Raw genomic sequence first — 15,196 nt, 5'->3', positions numbered from 1 at the left:
CGTTTGTAACTTCGATTTGTATAATTGAAAATATATAATAAAATTATCAATAAAACCGATAGAGATCAGGTGTGAAAATGGAAATAAAAGAGTTAAAAACGTTCAAAATGATTGCCCAGGAAGGCACTTTTTCACTTGCAGCCAAAAAATTAAACTATGCGCAGTCAACCGTAACAACACATATAAAAAAACTCGAAAATGAACTTGGTTTTCTTCTATTTGAACGAGGATGGGATGCTCGATTAACAGATGAAGGCATTCTATTTGCAGAGGAAGTAGATAACTTGTTAATGCATTGGGATTATTCAATATCTCAAGCGCAGCGTATCAGCAATGAAGAGAAAGGAACAGTAAGAATCGGGTTATTAGAATCTGTTGCAGAAAAATTAATTCCCCGTATATTAAAATGTTTACATGAGGAGAAACCATACATACATTGTGATTTTGTTGTAGGAAACACAGCGCTTTTATCACAAATGATAGAGCAAAATAAGATTGATTTTGCTGTTTGTGGAAACAACAAAAACATTTCCAATGTGAATTTCACTCCACTTTGCCATGAACAAATACAATTTATCGTCGATAATCATCATCATCCATTATTACAAAAAGAGTCAGTAGAAATATTTGATATCATTGAGTATCCTATTTTAATTGGGGAGAATAGTTGTTATTATTATCGATCTGTGAATGCTTTCTTATCAGAAAACAATTTATCATTTAAAAAAGTCTACAATTGTAGTGCACTACATCTCATTCCACAAATGATTTTTGAGGATATGATAGGTATTATTCCTAAGGGAACTAACTTAAAAGAAAGTAATATATCATTTAAGGTTAGAGGATTTGATCCTAAAATGCCTATCGGATTATTAATTTCTTCGAAAAAAAGAAACTATTTGAGTCAAACAAAACAACAACTTATGAAATTGATTCAAGTGTCGTTATTATAAAGTGAAACTTTAATCAGTGGGTAGGCTTCATCCCCTACTGATTATTAGTCAACCAATCGAGTCTTTACGGGCAGTTGATCCCTCATCTAACTGCTTTGCTTTTGCTGAATCTTGAGATGGGGGTCTTACTGCTCGTTAATGCGGGATAAACAGCTTGGTGATTGACCAAGCTGTTATTTTATATCTTATAATATTTCTAATATTTCTAATTCCTTGCATTCGTACGCAACCATTTTATTATTTATAATTACGCATCTATGTTCAAATTTCTTCGAGCTATCGAGAATCTTAGGTAAAATGTGTGGTATTATTTCATCTAATCCATAATTCCCTTCACTTAAAAGCCACGAAATATTTTTCCAGTCTAATATGCCTTCATCTACTTTCTTAGGAGTGGGATAAGAATAATCTTTAGGAATATTAACCAAGTAAGCATACATTCCACCAAAATAAGCATCATCAAATTCCCACTTTATAATCCCTTTAAACTGTACTTGATTGTCTAGTATGTCAATCCCTGTTTCTTCCTTTACTTCTCGAATAATGCAAGCTAATGGTGTTTCTTGGTTCGCTATTTTTCCTCCTACACCGTTCCACAAGCCTTTTAATGGATCATATTCTCGGTTTAACATGAGTATTTCATCATTTCTTTTCATAAAGCACAAAGTATGCTTATACAAAATAAGTCCTCCTCTGTAATTGTTATATTAAAAAATAGTTGTAGACTGAAAAGGTGTTTTCTGTACATAAAAACAATGTGTTGCAAAACCTTGAAAAATTTCTTCGGAAGAACTGAAGAAATTTTTCATTCGTATAATCAGTGTTAGCGATATCGATCTTTTAAGAAGTTCATTTTAACTGAAGCATTTAATCAATTTCACCTATATAAACGGGACTTGATGGATTTCCTGTATGAAAGTCTTTAATAAGCTTCCTGATGCCAATGGGAAACAGTGGATAATGTTGTAAGTCAGCGATTGGTAACCATAAAATCCCTGTTTGTTTGCTGTCCATATTTAGACTTTTGGACTTTACATTTGTAAAGGATACCGGTGTACATGAATACATAAATTCAACTCTGTGTATTTCTGAATCCATAAAACATTCTCTGATGAATAAGAGATCGCCTTCTTTTACTTCAATTCCTGTCTCTTCAAGACATTCTCTTTTCAAGGTTTTATCTAGAGTTTCTCCAACCTCTTGTCCGCCACCAGGAAGTAGGTGATAGATACCTTCCTCATCTTCATAAGTTGTTACTAATAATTTTTCTTCATGTATGAGTATGGCTTTGACTGAATTTCTAATTTTCATGTGCATCACTCTCTTTTAGTTAACAGCCGTAGGATATTCTTCTAAGGCATGCTCTTCAATCATATCTATATTTCTTTTGTTTTTTGCATAATGGATGATATGATCTTTTATGTTTGGATACAGAATAATAGTATGTAATTCAGATAGCGGTATCCATTTTACATCAGTTTGATTCGGATCGGGGTTAGCGGGCATTTTCGGTGCAGATCCATCTTGTATTTTACATTCAAACATGAGACATAAAGAATGGATTGGACCATATTTATTAGCATTTAGATGTGGCGCATATTCATAAGCAAATGCTAATGAACCAACTTCTACATCAACGGATGCTTCTTCTTTCGCTTCCCTTTGTACAGCGTCGATAACTGTTTCACCAGGTTCCGCTCCGCCAGCTGGTAAATTATAATGGAGTCCATTTTCATCATTAAATTCAATTAACAGGATTGAATCATTTTCTATAATAACTGCTCCGGCTCTTACTCTAATATGATAAGTCATTTGTTATCTCCCACCTTTTGAAAATTATACCATCTTATTTTACAGTATTTTTAGAGTTTTGTGTCTAGTTATTAATATTGGAAAGTAATAAAATGCCTTTGAGCACCAAAAGGGAAGTCTTTCGGTTTTTCTTATTGTATTAACGAAGTAGGTTAGTTGAAGAAGGATATATGACGAAATAGCGTGAATTCCCAAAAAATAAAGACATTACTATGGGGCGATTCTTCGAAAAAGGAGGTCGCCTTATTCTTATGCAAGAAACAGGACAATTTAGTAGACACTTTTTTTCATGTAATGATTTCTTTCTTTTGTCTCTCCTATTTCGTCTGATAGCCTTCGTCGGATTTTTCAAACCTTTCTTTCATCTCACGGTCGTCACAGAAAAGAAAGAATTTCTTACAGAAGGATGAGATTAATTTTTTGTAAAGTTTGTCGAATTTTTAGTTCTTTATAAAGAACTATTTGTTATGATAGTACATGCTGAGAAAATACAAAATTAGGGGAGGAAGAAGGATTTGAAGAAGATAGTAAGTGTCTTTTTATCATTGATTCTACTGATTTCATTTACTGGCACTGTAGCAAAAGCAGAGGAGAATGCTTCGTTGTCAGTACAGGATGCAATTCAAATGTTTCAAAATCAGGGAAAAGGTAAAGGGGTAGTAGAAGGGTATATTGTTGGATATACGCAAAGCCCTTCTAAATACACGAAGGATCCAGCGAAGTTTGAAGATACGAATGTGGCGATCGCTGATTCTCCAAATGAGACAGATCCAGCGAAAATTATGCCTGTTCAGTTGCCAAAAGGTGACGTGAGAACAGCGGTAAATGTAAAGGATCACCCTGAAAATATGGGGAAGAAGGTTCGTTTAACAGGGACACTTGATTTGTATTTTAGTAGCCCTGGCCTAAAATCAGTAACAGCTTACAAGTTTCAAGGTGAAATACCAAATCGTGTTGGGGATGTTAGTGCATCACCAAATGGTGGAGAAATTGAAAAAGGAACAGTAGTTACATTAACAACAAATACAGAGGGAGCAGCAATCTATTATACGCTAGATGGATCTGTTCCTACAGATAAAAGTATTCGTTATCATGCACCTATTGTTTTAAATGAAAATAGTGTTGTAAAAGCGATTGGAGTAAAAGAAGGTCTTGTATCTTCGGCTATTTCTACGTTTTCTTTTACAATCGAAAAAAGTGAGCAAATTCGCATTCATGATATTCAAGGGAAATCACATATTTCCCCTTATAATGGAAAAAAAGTACGAAATATAGAAGGTGTTGTAACTGCGCTAGATAAAAATGGTTTTTATATGCAAGACCAACAGCCTGATAATGATCCGGCAACTTCAGAAGGAATCTATGTATATAAAAAAGAGGCAAATGTAGTAGTAGGAGATCTTGTGCAAGTTGATGGAGATGTTGAAGAGTATATTGGACCTGGGTATGCTGAGAAGTTTGAAACAGATTTATCTATTACCGAAATTAAAGCAAATCGCGCCGTAGTAAAAGTAAAGAATCAACAGTTACCATCTGCGATTGTATTAGGTGAAAATGGTTTAAAGATTCCTGATCAAATTATTGATAATGATGCATTTGGAGTATTTGATCCAAATGAAGATGCAATTGATTTTTATGAAAGTTTAGAAGGTATGCGTGTTACAATGCAAACACCAAAAGTTATTGCACCTCAGAAAAACGGGAATCTATATGTAACCGTTGCAAATGGTAGCGATAAAATCGTAACAAAATATGGAACACCACTCTTAGGCGAGAATCAACTAAATCCAGAACGTCTTTCTCTAAAAGTATCTCGTGATTATGTCGCGAAAGTAGGAGATACATTTAATGGAGATATAACGGGAATAGTAGGTTATGACTATGGTTCGTATCGTATTTCCCCAGTAACAGAACTACCATCTGTAACGGATGGCGGATTTAAACAAGTGGGGGCAAATATTCAACCACGACTTGGAAAACTAACAGTGGCAACATATAACATTGAGAACTTTTCCGCAAACAAAAAAGAAACATCTGATGAAAAGGTAAAGGCACTTGCGTATTCTATTAAATATAATTTAAAGATGCCAGATATTATTGGTATACAAGAGATGCAGGATAACAATGGAACACTTAACGATGGAACAACAGATGCTTCATTAAGTGCAAAGCGTATTATTGATGCTGTGCAAGAAATTCGTGGACCAAAGTATGAATATGTAGAAGTTACTCCGCAGAATAATCAAGATGGAGGAGCACCAGGAGCGAATATTCGCGTTGGTTTCTTCTATAATGCATCACGTGTGAAATTAGCAGATCAGCCAAAGTTGTTAGAAACAAATCCAACGCGTATTGGACAAGACAACCCATTATTTGAAAATACACGTAAACCATTAGCTGCTGAATTTACATTCCAAGGTCAAAATATCGTTGTTGTTTCGAATCATTTAAACTCTAAACTTGGGGATGCGACGCCATTTGGAAAAATACAACCGCTTGTATTAAAGAGTGAAGAGAGACGAATTCAGCTCGCGCAAGAAGTGAATCATTTCGTAAAAGGTATACAAGAAAGAGATGCGGATGCACCTGTTGTTGTAGTTGGTGATATGAACGACTTTGAATTCTCTAAACCACTGCAAGCTCTAAAAGGTGATACAATGCAAGATATGTTAGAAACGGTTTCGAAAGAAAATCGTTACACGTATATTCATGAAGGAAATGCACAAGTATTAGATCATATTTTAGTTACAAATAATATTGCTCCGCATACGATTGTAGATCCTGTACATCTAAACTCAAATGTTATGAAGGAACATGGACGCGTTAGTGATCATGATCCAGTACTCGCTCAAATTGATTTGAAAAAGGCTTCTTGAGTATACAAAATATCCCTTAGCAATTAAGCTAAGGGATATTTTTGTATTATAAATTTATTGATTTTCCAATGGATTCTTTGCATCTCATTCTTTTTTGTAGTCTTCGCATATATTTTTTGTTATCTTTTTGTACACCTTTTATATACATAAATAAGCTAATTAATAAAAATAGCATGCATTGTATGCTTAAAACATAAGGTGACATTCCTTGCAGTGGTTGCTTTGGATCATATAAATGAATAGGTGCACCCCCGATGGTAGGGAATATAACATTTAAAATTACATAGGGAAGTGAGCTAACGGCAAATGGAAATAAAATAGCCATGTAATCTTTTTTTGACCATATAGATGCAGCTAATCCTAATACAGCCATTAAACCTGCAAACAAAAAATTAATCCCAATATACAGGGAAATATAAGTGATAGGAGAAGTGTAGTATAGTGATGCAAACATACCGTTATTGTTTATAATCTCAGAGGTTAATGGTGGCATGCCATCTGGTATTGTTAGTTTACAAAGTAATAAAGAAAACAAAAACGGAAAAATATAAAGAATTCCACCAGAAAAAAATGTAACGATATATTTCGTGAATAGATAGGGGAATATAGGAATCTCTCTACTTATAAATGATTTAAAACCATCCGATTTATCAGAGTTATAGCTCGTACTAAATGGTAAAGAAGCGATAACAGGCATTAATAATAAATAAACATCCATCTCATTATCACGAAAGCCAATCCATTTATATGCAGTGGTTACAACATTATCAGGTATGTCTCCTATGTATTGTATGACATAGTAATAATGATAAATTAAAATAAGAACGAACATACTGAAAAAGAAACTCATCGAAATCCGATTCAAAAAGGCTTGCTTTATATTTAAACGAAGTGCATGCATCATGTTTGATTTAGCCCCCACTAAATGTAATAAATATGTCTATGTTCTATACTACTATTATTTGTAAAGATTTTCTTGTTTTTTCATGTTGATTATATAAAAAAAGAAGTGTTTTTTTACCTTTTCATTTCCACTCTCTTTTTGATACACTATGACAGTATTATAGTAATTGATTGTGAATAAAAAACAATTGATAGACTGGAATTTTTTATACTGGGAATAAATAAAAAGAGAACTTGTATACAATGGAAGACTGTGATAATATCAAAAGTGTACTAATTGACTATATTATCCAAATGGTCATTTTGGAGGTGAAGATGTGGCAGTAGATCGAAAACGTTCTATCATTGAAGCTGCGACAAAATCTTTTTCAGCTTTTGGCTATAAGGCAACAACAATGGATCAAGTTGCTAAACTAGCGAATGTCGGAAAAGGAACGATTTATACTTTTTTCAAAAACAAAGAGGAATTATTCGGAGAAATTATTTCTAATTTAATTACAGAAATGAAGCAAGTTGCAAAAGAAGCAATTCGTCCAGAAGTTTCATTTTTTGAAAATGTACATAGAGCATTATATAGCATTTTAGAGTTTAGAAAAGAACATCAGCTCATGATTAAACTCATTCAAGAAGAGCGAGATATGGGAACGAAAGAAGTACAAGAGGTTATGCAGCAAGTTGATGTTGAAATTGTATCTGTTATTCAATCCTATTTAGAAATCGCGATTGAAAAAGGCGAGATTAGTAAATGTGACCCAGAAATCACGGCATTTATTATGCTTCGACTATATGTATCACTGATCTTTGATTGGGAAAAAAATCATAAACCATTAGAAAAAGAGAGAATTGCAGAGCTTTTCGAACTTTATTTATTAAAAGGATTGTCAAATTAAGATAATCCTTTTATTATATATAAAAATGACTAATTAAATAAAATGGTCAAAAGTGAGAGGGGATATAAAAAACAGCAGATTAAGTATATACGATTATCAAAAAGATCATTTTATTTGTTTGCATTGACTAGGTGGATTAAACGGTCATTTAAAATAAAAAGAAACATAATATAAAAATTAGATCATAAAAGTTAGGGCTAGGTAATATATATAACATGCTATAGTCTTTTTATTTGTTATAAAATGACCGTATGAACAAAGTAGTCAACTATTACGAGGGGGAGGATTTATGAAAGGATTTACGTTACTTGGTAAGGAATTTGTAGAGATTATAAAAAGTAAAAAAATTTTAATACCCATTATAGCCGTTTTATTTGTACCACTTTTATATGCGGGGATGTTTTTATGGGCGTTTTGGGATCCATATGAACAGTTAGATGATTTGCCGGTCGCGGTAGTGAATCTAGATCAAGGTGCAGTATTTGATGGCAAACCAATTGAGGTTGGTAAAGGACTCGTAGATAAATTAAAAGATAATAAAAGTTTCAAATGGGAGTTTGTTAGTGAAAAAACAGCGAGAGAAGGAATGGAGAACAGGAAATACTATATGCTAGTTCGTATTCCAGATAATTTCTCAGACAATGCGACAACGCTGTTAAAAGAAAATCCAAAACCATTAAACTTAGAATATATTCCAAATGAAAGCTTAAACTTCTTATCTTCACAAATTGGTGGAACAGCCATTGAAAAAATTAAAGGTGAAGTATCGAGTACATTAACAAAAACGTATGCAGAGAAAATGTTTGATTCGATAAAAGATGTTTCACAAGGTCTCGCTGATGGAGCGGATGGAGCGAATAAGTTACATGATGGAGCTGGAGAGTTACAAGATGGTTCTGGCAAGGTAACAGATGGCTTGCATACGCTGCAAGGGAAGTCTGGAGAGATGGTAGTTGGAGTCAACAAATTACAAGATGGTTCTGGCAAGGTAACAGATGGTGCAAATAAACTATTAGATGGTTCTGGCAAGGTAACAGACGGTGCAAATAAGCTATTAAATGGTTCTGGAAAAGTAACAGACGGTTTAAACTTATTAGTTAATAAATCTAGCGAACTACAAAAAGGAATAGGCGATCTTTCTAATGGTTCAGGTCAATTATATGGTGGTTTAAAAGAATTAACAGGCAAATCAATTGAGTTTAATGCTGGTTTAAAACGTGCTTCATCCGGTTCTAATGAATTACAAAAAGGTACTGCTGATCTTTCGAGCGGCGTGGGAACACTTAACGGTGCGCAAGGGCAATTAGAACAAGGTGCACAAAAAATTCAAAAAGGTTTACAAGGATTAAATAATCAATTGCAAAATGCTGTAACTGGATTCTCAGACATGCAAGAAATACCAGCGGCAATACAAAAAGCAAATAAAGAGGTAGATGACGCAGCAGACAATATAAGTCGATTAGACGCAGTTTCTCTGTCTAATGCAGAGGAGGCGAATAAAGCAACACAAGACGTAGCTGCTCTGAAAAAACAAATTGAAAGTTTACCAAAAGAATATCAAGACCAATTAACCCCTTTTATAACGAATGCTACGAATAGTACAACTAGCGTTCAAAAGAAATCAGCTGGAGTAGCAAGTGCAACAAGTCAATTAAAAGTAGAAGTGTCGCAGTTACAAGAAAAAGTAAATGCAACAACAAAAGGATTACAAGCGAAATTACCAAATCCAGAGAAGCTAAATGGCTTAGTCGCTGGTGTGAATGAGTTAACAAAAGGACAAAATGAATTCGTTGCTAAGTTCCAAGAATTTGGTAAAGGGTTAGATGCGGCAAAATCTGGAGCCGATCGATTAGCATCAGGAAGTAAGCAATTGAATGATGGTGTTAGTCAATTAGCTGAAAATGGTCCGAAACTTGTAAATGGAGTAAGTGAACTAACAAATGGTGCAGGTAAGTTAAATGGAGGGATAGGTACATTATCAACAGGTTCAGGTCAATTAATTACAGGTGTTAATCAATTAGCAGATGGCTCTAGTCAAGTAACGAATGGCTTAGGAACATTAGCAGATGGCTCAAGCCAAGTAACAAATGGCTTAGGAACATTAGCAGATGGCTCAAGCCAAGTAACAAATGGCTTAGGAACAATGTCAAACGGTTCCAATCAATTAATCGACGGAGTAAACAAACTAGCAGACGGATCTGAAAAAGTAACAGATGGTTTAGTCAAAGTAAATGACGGAACAAATGAACTCGCTGCAAAACTTGGTGAGGGTGCTGAGAAAACAGGTGAAGTAAAAGGAACTGATAAAACATACGACATGTTTGCAGATCCAGTGAAAGTACAAACGGAGAAGATGTCAGAAGTACCAAACTACGGAACAGGATTTACACCATATTTCTTATCTCTTGGTCTATTCGTTGGGGCGCTTCTTTTATCCATTGTATATCCACTGCGTGATACAGTAGGTATTCCGAAATCGGGATTTAGTTGGTTTATTAGTAAATTTGGTGTTTTATTATCAGTAGGTATTATCCAAGCTTTAGTTGCAGATTTAGTACTGCTGTTAGGATTAGGTGTGGAAGTAAAGAGTGTTCCATACTTCATTTTATTTAGTATTCTTACAAGTCTATCATTTATTGCATTAATTCAGTGCTTAGTAACAGCATTTGGAGATGCAGGACGATTTATTGCGATTTTAACCTTAATTCTGCAGTTAACAACAAGTGCGGGTACATTCCCACTTGAGTTAATTCCGAAGTTTTTACAATACTTTAACGCTTGGTTACCGATGACATATTCTGTATCTGGTTTTAAAGCGGTGGTATCAAGTGGAGACTTCGACTTTATGTGGCAAAATGCTGGTATTTTAATGATCTTTATCGTTCTGTTATCACTCGGAACAATAGGTTCGTTAACTTGGATGCATAAGCGTCAATTTAGAAATATAGTAGAAGAGAAATCGATAGAAGCCTAGGGGAGTGATCCTTTAGGCTTTTTCAAATATGTAAAAAAGATAGAAAACCATTTCTTTTTAGTTTGGAGAGAGCATCCGACCGTGCGTAGAAGCGGTCAGGTCCTTTTTTAGCCCCATGCCATGTGAGAACAAAAGGAGGAAATGAGTGGGGATCTTCGTTTGTTTTCAAAGCCATAACTTGTATGTTGAAAATACAAATAGATTTATATAGAAGAATTGGAGAGTTTGTTAAATTGGCAAGGATTTTTCAATACGGCTAAAAAAACTGAATAATGTTATAATTTAACGGTTAGTTTAAGGAGTATTTGAGATTGAATTTGTATATAGGACTTTTTACTCATACATCCTCCAATTTCTGGAGCTTAACTAGGCAAAAGCCTACCCTCCCAAACTTCTGTGCAAAAAAGCACAACCTCAAGGATTTCTCCGAAAAGTCCATTCCCCTACAAAAATATAGCGGAATGAATGTACATATTTTATATACCACAAAAAGATTCTATTGTAGCTTTGAAATAAAGTCATACCGTTTGCAAAAAAGATGTACCATCATATCTTTAAAGGTTACAGCTACAAAAGAATCTGGGGTGGAAGGGCTTAAAGACTTATTGATCTAAATCTAAATTTCTTTAGTTATATCATACTTTAACAGTTGTCGTTGGTCATAAAACTTCTCATAAATAATACCCATTAAATAGAAAAATAATAGACCAAAACAAATGTGAATGAGTGTAAATTTAGCTCCAAATGAAGCAAATTCATACACCATAACTGGTAATTTTGCAGTTGTCCAAACTCCTAGAAAAAATATAATGTATCGTATGCTCGCTCCTTTTTTTAATAAAAGTGCCGCGATTGGAAAAGCAACATAGAGGGGACCAGCTGCAATTCCTCCTAATAATAGGGAGAACAAGATGCCATAGATGCCAGAATTTTTCCCCATATATTTAATTAATGTTTCTTTCTTCACCCACTGGTCAAGCAACCCTACGAATATTAAGACAGGAGGAAGTAGAAACAGCATATCTAAAATACTTTTTCCTGTTAATTGAAATGCGTTCCATCCCAACGATTGGTTTACAAAAGTTAATATAATGAGCCCGAATAGTAAAATGAAAAAGAAACGATATTTTCTTAGCTCATTCATGCCATCACCACCCAAATAATATATGAGAATATGAGAGACATTAACAATGCAGATGCATTACGAGAATAAGCAAAACTTCGCCCAAATATCTTTTGTTCCATAGGTAAAGTTGTGATTCCTACTGACATTAATGTAGACATTAATGCCGCAACTTGAGGAAGGCCCGCACCATTCTGGACTAATGTATTTCCAAGAGGAAACACAACAAAGCTTGGAATGAGTGCAACAGAGCCAATTATTGCTGAATAAACAATACCGATGAATCCAGATTTTTCCCCAATGATGGAAGAAATGAAGGAAGGCGTTAATATAGAGAGTGATAGTCCAACGAAAAGCATAATTGATAACATGTCAGGTATAAGATTACGAAACATTTTCCATGACTTGAATAGCGCATCTTTTGTTTTATTCCGATCCTTCACAAAAGAAATACAGATAAGAATAATGGCTAAAGAGTAAAGGATAGCGCCATTAATCATGATTAGACTCTTTCCAGTCTTTATATTTGTCTAAGAAAAATGATAAATTTTTAATTTTTTCTTCAATATCTATTTGAAACTCTTCTAATTGTTTTTTTCCGGCTGTAGTAATTTTGTACATCTTTATTGGCTTATCTTGATCAGATGTATCCAAATAAGATTCAACAGCACCTTCTTTTTCTAATTTTTTTAGAGTGCGGTATATGATGGCACTATCAATTGGATTGACGGGAAGTTTTTCTTCACATTTCTGCAGAAGTTTTCCTCCATAGCTATCTCCCTCTGTTAAAAACAGCAAAAGAAATGCACCTGTATGTCTCCCTGTATGTTTCATAAAATATCTAACCTCCTGAATTAAATGTAAAAAATATTTTTTGTCATCATAACATTAAAATTATTACTGTTAGTAATAATATACTGTTGTTAACAGTAATGTGTTACTGACAGTATAGATGTAATATAATGTCATGTCAATTCTAAAAATAAACAACATGTTTTTTTATCTTTCTGATAACATGAATTTAATTGCAAATACTACCGAAGAATTAACAAGGTCAACAGAAATGAATGCGATGTCATCTATAGATGGTATCGAGGTCAAAAAAAGCAAGAGTGATTTAAAAGTGAAGTAGTTGAAAATGACAGATAGTCTGTTACAAATAATAAAAAACGATTAAACTTTTTTATTATTTCCACTGTCTACTTGACAGGGAGCTGTTCATCTATTTTTCAAAATGGATTCTTTTCATGTATAGAAAGCACCTTTTTCAGTCTAAAACTATTTTTTAATGATCTAATACTTTTTTTATAGTCTAAAACATTTTTTAATAAGACACCTGTATCGATAATTACTTGGTAATTGTCGATACAGGCTCTATATTTTAGTGTTCAATAAATGTTATATATATTTAATTAATAATTTGGTCTCTTTCGTCATAATAGGGGTCACGTCATATTTGAATTTTTCTATATAGTCTAATGCGTCTCCACATAAACTCCAGATAGTAAGGTTATAATGGCTACGAGAGGTGATATAATGATGAACTATCATATTCTTGTGGTAGAGGATGATCAAGAAATTCAGGAATTAATTAAACAGTTTTTAATGACACAACAGTATACTGTTGCAGTTGCATCAGATGGATTAGAGGGCATGAAGCAATTTAATAAGCAATCTTTTGATTTAATTCTTCTAGATGTGATGATGCCAAACCTTAATGGATTTGAAGTTGCCAAAATGATTCGAAGTCAGTCAAATATACCAATTATTATGCTAACCGCGTTAGAAGAAGAACAAGATCAAATGAAGGGATTTGATCTTGGAATCGATGATTATATTACGAAACCTTTTTCCTTTCATGTTTTGATTAGACGAGTCGAAGCAGTAATGAGAAGAAGCTATGATCAAAGCACGGATAATCATTTAGTTTTTAAAGAAATACATGTCGATAGTGATGCATATAAAGTATATGTAAATAAGGTTGAAATCCCCTTAACGACAAAAGAATTCGAAATTCTGCAACTACTACTTCAAAATGAGAAAAAAGTACTTACAAGAGAAAGTATTGTAGAAAAAGTTTGGGGATACGAGTATCACGGAGAAACACGAATAATTGATACACACATTAAAAACATAAGAAAAAAATTAGATATTTCCTACATTAAAACAGTAAAGGGCATTGGTTACAAAATTGATGAATAGGATTGTAAAAATCATGAAGATGAAGAGAATTACCTATAAACTCTTTATGACTACATTTCTCATATTGTTAGCCTTTGCAGTCCTGATTTATTTAACTTTATACTTCTTTCTCCCTACATTTTATGAGCAATACAAAACAGATCAGCTTCAAACAGGAATAGAAGAAATAATTGATAAATCTAAAGATCTTACGTTCCAAAATGCAATACCACTTTTTGATGAATACGCACAAAAAAATAACGCAATGATTTCCCTTCAAAATAAAGAGGGATTAATTATTTATTCTCCTTCATTTACTTTTATTCAAGGAGGTACGCAAGCAAAAATTTTTGCTAAAGCAGCACCATTAGGAAGTTTAGATAACCTTCGCAATTCATATGAGGTTACCATGCCGATCCAATTCCAAGATGGCACCTTAACGCTCGTGGTGTTCGCAACATTTCAACCTATTGATGAAGCCACGCAGGTCTTGGTACGTTTTCTCCCCTATATCAGCATCATTGTACTTGTTATTGGGGTAGGAAGTGCTTATATATATTCAAGGTTTATTACAAAACCACTCATTTATATTAATGAGGGCGCACAAAAGATGGCAAACTTAGATTTCTCGGAAAAAATTGAGGTTCGTTCCATTGATGAATTAGGGGAATTATCCAATAGCTTGAATGATATGTCCATTAATTTACAACAAGCTATGTTCGATTTACAAAAAGCGAATCAGCAATTAAAAAGCGATATTGAAAAAGAAAGAGAAATAGAAACAAAACGCAGGGAATTTTTTGCGATTGTAGCGCATGAATTAAAGACTCCTCTCACTGTTATGAAAGGATACTTAGAAGGGATGATCTATAATATTGGTCCATATCAAAATCGTGACCAATACTTAAAGAAAAATCACCAAATTATTGAAAGTATGGAACAACTGGTTCGTGAAATTTTAAGCATGTCAAAACTAGAACAACATACCTTTAAACTACAAGTAGAAGAAGTAAATCTCTCGGAATTAATGGATACAATCATAAAAGATCTCGAATTTTTTGCTTCTGAAAAAGACATTCAAATAATAAAACAAATTGATTCTGACCTTTTTGTTTATACGGATTGTGTTCTTTTAGAAAAAGCCTGTAAAAACATTATTCATAATGCGGTTATGTATTCACCGCATGGCGAGAAAGTATATATACAGCTAACTCAGGATTCAAAACACAGCCACATCCAAATGCAAGTCATCAATACAGGTGTCAAAATTAAAGAAGAGAATATACAAGATATCTTCAAACCATTTTATCGAATCGAAAAGTCAAGAAATCGAAATACTGGGGGGAGTGGCTTAGGGTTATATATCGTCAAACAAATTTTTGAAGCACTGGGTATAAGGTATTCTATAAACAATGTAGAACAGGGTGTACAATTTTTTGTTAGTATTCCAATATCTAAATAATAAACAAACTCCCCTACTAAAA

Annotated in this window: 13 protein-coding genes; 6 read left to right on the top strand and 7 right to left on the bottom strand. The window is 33.6% G+C overall.

What is annotated here, in order from left to right:
- Window positions 1–77 precede the first annotated feature (77 nt).
- A complete protein-coding gene (locus tag AZF08_RS22295) occupies window positions 78–953 on the top strand; it encodes a LysR family transcriptional regulator (RefSeq protein WP_033673918.1) in 876 nt (291 codons plus the stop codon).
- 185 nt (window positions 954–1,138) lie between these two features.
- On the opposite strand, the gene AZF08_RS22290 is transcribed toward AZF08_RS22295, so the two are convergent.
- The 3 genes from AZF08_RS22290 to AZF08_RS22280 all read right to left on the bottom strand — a co-directional run bounded on the left by AZF08_RS22290 (window position 1,139) and on the right by AZF08_RS22280 (window position 2,765).
- Entirely contained in the window at window positions 1,139–1,633 is a 495-nt protein-coding gene (locus tag AZF08_RS22290; RefSeq protein ID WP_033673917.1) for an NUDIX hydrolase, read from the bottom strand.
- Between the two features lie 187 nt (window positions 1,634–1,820).
- Window positions 1,821–2,264 carry an NUDIX domain-containing protein gene (locus AZF08_RS22285; RefSeq protein WP_033673916.1) on the bottom strand — a complete coding sequence of 148 codons (444 nt, stop codon included), beginning with the start codon at window positions 2,262–2,264 and terminating at the stop codon, window positions 1,821–1,823.
- Between the two features lie 15 nt (window positions 2,265–2,279).
- The gene (locus AZF08_RS22280; protein WP_033673915.1) at window positions 2,280–2,765 is read right to left on the bottom strand and encodes an NUDIX domain-containing protein; all 486 of its coding nucleotides are present in this window, start codon (window positions 2,763–2,765) and stop codon (window positions 2,280–2,282) included.
- Between the two features lie 515 nt (window positions 2,766–3,280).
- Between AZF08_RS22280 and AZF08_RS22275 the strand changes: the two genes are divergently transcribed.
- On the top strand, window positions 3,281–5,641 hold the full coding sequence (locus tag AZF08_RS22275) for a DUF6359 domain-containing protein (RefSeq protein ID WP_033673914.1): 2,361 nt from the start codon (window positions 3,281–3,283) through the stop codon (window positions 5,639–5,641).
- A 46-nt stretch (window positions 5,642–5,687) separates the two neighbouring features.
- Here the strand turns inward: AZF08_RS22275 and AZF08_RS22270 are convergent, their stop codons facing one another.
- Complete coding sequence (locus AZF08_RS22270; protein WP_033673913.1) at window positions 5,688–6,545, bottom strand: membrane protein; 858 nt, start codon at window positions 6,543–6,545, stop codon at window positions 5,688–5,690.
- 316 nt (window positions 6,546–6,861) lie between these two features.
- Between AZF08_RS22270 and AZF08_RS22265 the strand changes: the two genes are divergently transcribed.
- Both AZF08_RS22265 and AZF08_RS22260 read left to right on the top strand, forming a co-directional pair.
- The gene (locus tag AZF08_RS22265; protein WP_033673912.1) at window positions 6,862–7,434 is read left to right on the top strand and encodes a TetR/AcrR family transcriptional regulator; all 573 of its coding nucleotides are present in this window, start codon (window positions 6,862–6,864) and stop codon (window positions 7,432–7,434) included.
- A gap of 289 nt (window positions 7,435–7,723) precedes the next feature.
- Window positions 7,724–10,408: a YhgE/Pip domain-containing protein gene (locus AZF08_RS22260; RefSeq protein WP_033673911.1), complete on the top strand. Its 2,685-nt coding sequence runs from the start codon at window positions 7,724–7,726 to the stop codon at window positions 10,406–10,408.
- Window positions 10,409–11,024: 616 nt separating this feature from the next.
- Here the strand turns inward: AZF08_RS22260 and AZF08_RS22255 are convergent.
- The 3 genes from AZF08_RS22255 to AZF08_RS22245 are packed head-to-tail and all read right to left on the bottom strand — an operon-like array spanning window position 11,025 to window position 12,365.
- Window positions 11,025–11,552, bottom strand: coding sequence for a permease (locus AZF08_RS22255; RefSeq protein WP_033673910.1), 528 nt, complete (start codon window positions 11,550–11,552; stop codon window positions 11,025–11,027).
- Window positions 11,549–12,031, bottom strand: coding sequence for a hypothetical protein (locus AZF08_RS22250; protein ID WP_033673909.1), 483 nt, complete (start codon window positions 12,029–12,031; stop codon window positions 11,549–11,551). The genes AZF08_RS22255 and AZF08_RS22250 overlap by 4 nt, the downstream gene beginning before the upstream one ends.
- Window positions 12,024–12,365 (bottom strand): PadR family transcriptional regulator, encoded by a 342-nt coding sequence (locus AZF08_RS22245; protein WP_033673908.1) that lies wholly within the window; start codon window positions 12,363–12,365, stop codon window positions 12,024–12,026. Before AZF08_RS22245 ends, AZF08_RS22250 begins: the two co-directional genes overlap by 8 nt.
- A gap of 702 nt (window positions 12,366–13,067) precedes the next feature.
- Here AZF08_RS22245 and AZF08_RS22240 point away from each other — a divergent pair.
- Window positions 13,068–13,733 (top strand): response regulator transcription factor, encoded by a 666-nt coding sequence (locus tag AZF08_RS22240; RefSeq protein WP_033673907.1) that lies wholly within the window; start codon window positions 13,068–13,070, stop codon window positions 13,731–13,733.
- Window positions 13,726–15,174 carry a sensor histidine kinase gene (locus AZF08_RS22235; RefSeq protein ID WP_033673906.1) on the top strand — a complete coding sequence of 483 codons (1,449 nt, stop codon included), beginning with the start codon at window positions 13,726–13,728 and terminating at the stop codon, window positions 15,172–15,174. The genes AZF08_RS22240 and AZF08_RS22235 overlap by 8 nt, the downstream gene beginning before the upstream one ends.
- The last annotated feature ends 22 nt before the right edge of the window (window positions 15,175–15,196 follow it).

Origin of the sequence: Bacillus gaemokensis (assembly GCF_001590835.1) — a bacterium.
Lineage (GTDB): Bacteria > Bacillota > Bacilli > Bacillales > Bacillaceae_G > Bacillus_A > Bacillus_A gaemokensis.
This window is presented reverse-complemented; position numbering and strand designations above follow the sequence as displayed.